General features: G+C 45.6%; 3 protein-coding genes. All 3 read left to right on the top strand.

All coding sequences use genetic code 11. The features are described 5' to 3' along the window. Positions 1–274 precede the first annotated feature (274 nt). From Q0372_RS07920 to Q0372_RS07910, 3 genes are read left to right on the top strand one after another with little or no spacing between them, the layout of a single operon-like run. Complete coding sequence (locus tag Q0372_RS07920; RefSeq protein WP_298104671.1) at positions 275–1321, top strand: ABC transporter substrate-binding protein; 1047 nt, start codon at positions 275–277, stop codon at positions 1319–1321. Beyond that, positions 1321–2301, top strand: a complete 981-nt coding sequence (locus tag Q0372_RS07915) for an iron ABC transporter permease (protein ID WP_298104668.1) — start codon at positions 1321–1323, stop codon at positions 2299–2301. Before Q0372_RS07920 ends, Q0372_RS07915 begins: the two co-directional genes overlap by 1 nt. Next, positions 2285–3088, top strand: a complete 804-nt coding sequence (locus Q0372_RS07910; RefSeq protein ID WP_298104665.1) for an ABC transporter ATP-binding protein — start codon at positions 2285–2287, stop codon at positions 3086–3088. Before Q0372_RS07915 ends, Q0372_RS07910 begins: the two co-directional genes overlap by 17 nt. Positions 3089–3327: the final 239 nt, after the last annotated feature.

The raw sequence follows: 3327 nt of genomic DNA, 5'->3' as shown, positions 1-3327 counted from the left end.
AATAAAAGCTTATGGACGACGCCTACAAAATAAATCAAAAAACCAATCAGTTTCGCTGGGCATCGGGCAGTATCCGGTTAGCCTAGAGGAGACGGGTAAAAATTTTTACTAGCAAAATTCTGCGTGAAATCGCAAAATTCCGCCTTGCAAAAATATTTGAAATCCCCCACGACAAAATCAAATTTATATAAAAATTTATCTGGATTTTATGCCGATCGGCTATAATTCTGCTATTCTAATCCCGCATATTTTGCGGAATTTTCAAGGAGAAAAAATGCTTAAACTTCACTCAATCCTTCTTGGTACAGTGCTTTGCGCTAGCCTGGCTTTTGCAGATCGCACGATTACCGATCAGCTCGGTCGCAAGGTCACGATCCCGGATCAAGTAAATCGTATCGTCGTGCTACACCACGAAGCGCTCAATGTCTTAAACGAAATCAACGCCCAAGATAAGGTCGTAGGCATCCTAAAAAGCTGGGAGCAACGCCTAGGCAAAGAGTATAATCGTTTGGCACCGAGTTTTAAAAACCTACCTAATCCAGGCGATATCAAAGATGTCAATTACGAAGCTCTGCTTAGTCTAAAGCCCGATGCGGTCGTAGTGGTCAACTACTTCCCTAAAGAATATATAGCTAAAATGGAGGAGTTGAAAATCCCAGTCGTAGGTATTTCATTTTTCAGCTCTGCACAAGAGGAAAAAGCTAAGCTAAATCCGACCTTTAAAGATGAGCGCGATAGCTTCGCTGCTTACGATGAGGGCTTTTACGAGGGGGTTAAAATTCTAGGCGAACTAAGCAATCACGAAAAGGATGCCGCTGAACTAATAGATTTCGTTAAAAAATCGCAAGCTGATTTAAATGCCAAATTTAGTAATTTTATTGTAGATAAAAGACCTAGAGTTTATATGGCAAATCCCGATCTTACGACCTACGGTAGCGGCAAATATACTGGCGTAATGTTAGCAAGAGCGGGTGCGACGAACGTCGCCGCTGCAGATATAAAGGGCTACAAGCAGGTTTCGCCGGAGCAAATTTTAGCATGGAATCCGCAGATTATCTTAGTGCAAAACCGCTATCCTCAAGTACCTGCCGAACTTAAGGCAAACCCTGCGCTAAAAGGCCTTAGCGCCGTGAAAGAGGATAGAATTTATCTAATGCCCGAATTCGTTAAAGCATGGGGGCATCCGACTGCTGAAGCGATGGCGCTTGGTGAGGAATGGCTTGTGATGAAACTTTATCCGCAAAATTTTAAGGACGCAAACTTTGATAAAAAAGTAGAGGAATTCTACGAGAAATTTTACCGCGTCAAATATCAAAAATAATGCTGAACCTAATCCTACTTCTCCTTTGGGTAGTGCTGGCGCTAATCTCGCTCGCTAGCGGACAGTTTCATATCCCGCTAGAAGAAATTTTTAAAATTCTCTTTAGCGGAGGCGGCGATGAAGCCGCCAAAAGTGTGATGCTGGATGTTAGAATTCCGCGCATTCTACTCTCCAGCCTTTGCGGTGGAGCGCTTGCTATCGCGGGTTTGAGCTTGCAGGCGGTATTTAAAAACCCGCTCGTTGGCCCGCACATCGTAGGCGTTAGCACCGCAGCGGCATTCGGCGGCGCGCTTTGTATTTTGCTAGGATTGAGCGGCTTATGGCTTGCGGGGTTTGCATTTTGCTTCGGACTTGCGGCGCTATTTTTGCTCTATCTTTTGGCAAAATTCGTAGCACGCGCCGATATTTTCTCACTCATTTTAGCAGGTATAGTTATTAACGGCGTATTTGCTGCACTTACGAGCTTGGTGCAGTATCTAGCAGACGATGAGGAAGTGCTGCCTAATATCGTCTTTTGGCTACTAGGAAGCTTCGTAAGCGCAGGATACGATAAAGTAATTTTGATGTGCGCGATCGCCCTGCCCGCTTCTGCAGTCTTAATCGCGCTGAGATGGCGGTTTAATCTACTCAGCCTAAATGATGATGATTTGCGCGTGCTAGGCGTGGACGTTAAATTTCTGCGCTGCACGATCCTAGCGCTTTGCACTGCTCTGATCGCCGTACAAGTTAGCGTCAGCGGAAATATCGGCTGGGTAGGTCTTGTAGTGCCGCACGCCACCAGGCTCATCGCGGGCAGCGACCACGTGAAGCTAATGCCTGCCTGCTTCATTGCAGGAGCGATCTTTATGCTGGCAATCGACGATCTATCTCGCTCGCTAAGTAGCGCCGAAATTCCTTTAGGAATTCTATCCGCTCTCATCGGAAGCCCGATCTTTGCCCTACTTCTAAAAAGGAGTGCCAAAAATGCAAAATCTAATTGAGATAAAAAACGCCGGCTTTTACTACGAGGCTGAAAAATTCTGCTTTCGCAACTTAAGCTTCGAGCTTGCCAGCTCTCAAACATTAGCGATTTTGGGCTTAAACGGGCAAGGCAAAAGCACGCTAATGTCGTGTATGATGGGGATTTTACAGCCTAAAGAAGGCGAGATCGTACGCAAGGCAAAATTTGCTTTTTTGCCACAGAGCTTTAACGTCGCGTTTGATTACAGCGTGCTTGACATCGTACTGATGGGGCGGGTACGCGAGATCTCGCTCTTTTCAAAACCGGGCAAAAAGGATATTCAAATCTGCCTTGACGCTCTGGATACGCTAGGCGTCGCCCATCTGCAAAAGCGCAGCTTTAACGCCCTTAGCGGCGGGCAGAGGCAGCTCGTGCTCTTTGCTAGAGCCCTAGCTAGCGGCAGCAACGTGCTGTTTTTGGACGAGCCTGCCAGTGCGCTTGATATCAAAAACCAAGACCGCGTGCTAAGCCTCATCGCAAATCTACGCTCAAATAGCGATGCGAGCATAGTTTTTACCACCCATCAGCCTAACCACGCCCTCGCAGTCGCCGATCGCACACTAATCTTGCGAAATGATCTTAGCTACAACTACGGCGCAAGTAACGAAATTTTAACCGAAATCGCGCTTAGCTCGCTCTACGGCGTACAGATCAAAACGGCGAAATTTGACGTTGCAGGCGAGCAAATCCCCAGCATCACGCAAATTTTCAGCGCGCAAGTGAAAGTAGCGCGACAAAGCAACTCGTCAATCGGCGTGGAATTTTAAATCACGGGATTTTGTTTTGAAATGTCACTTTAAAATTTAGATCTAAATTTCATAGCGGAATTTCGCTTTAAAATTTCGTAATAAAGTTTTGTTTTAGAATTCCTATCTGGAATTTCATGGCGGAATTCTGCCTCGAAAATTTGCAAAATTTTGCTCTAGAATTTCACGGCGAATTCTATTCGACATAGCGCTAATTTTTAAATCCTGCTATGAAAGGATACCGCGCTTGTGGTTTAAAA

This window comes from uncultured Campylobacter sp., from assembly GCF_937997405.1.
Lineage (GTDB): Bacteria > Campylobacterota > Campylobacteria > Campylobacterales > Campylobacteraceae > Campylobacter_B.
The sequence above is the reverse complement of the archived record's forward strand: the minus strand, read 5'-3'. Positions and strand labels throughout refer to the sequence as shown.

Excerpts from the sequence above, each read along its gene's own strand:
- Q0372_RS07910 (WP_298104665.1), top strand. The coding sequence starts at position 2,285 with ATGCAAAATCTAATTGAGATAAAAAACGCCGGCTTTTACTACGAGGCT.
- Q0372_RS07920 (WP_298104671.1), top strand. The coding sequence starts at position 275 with ATGCTTAAACTTCACTCAATCCTTCTTGGTACAGTGCTTTGCGCTAGC.
- Q0372_RS07915 (WP_298104668.1), top strand. The coding sequence starts at position 1,321 with ATGCTGAACCTAATCCTACTTCTCCTTTGGGTAGTGCTGGCGCTAATC.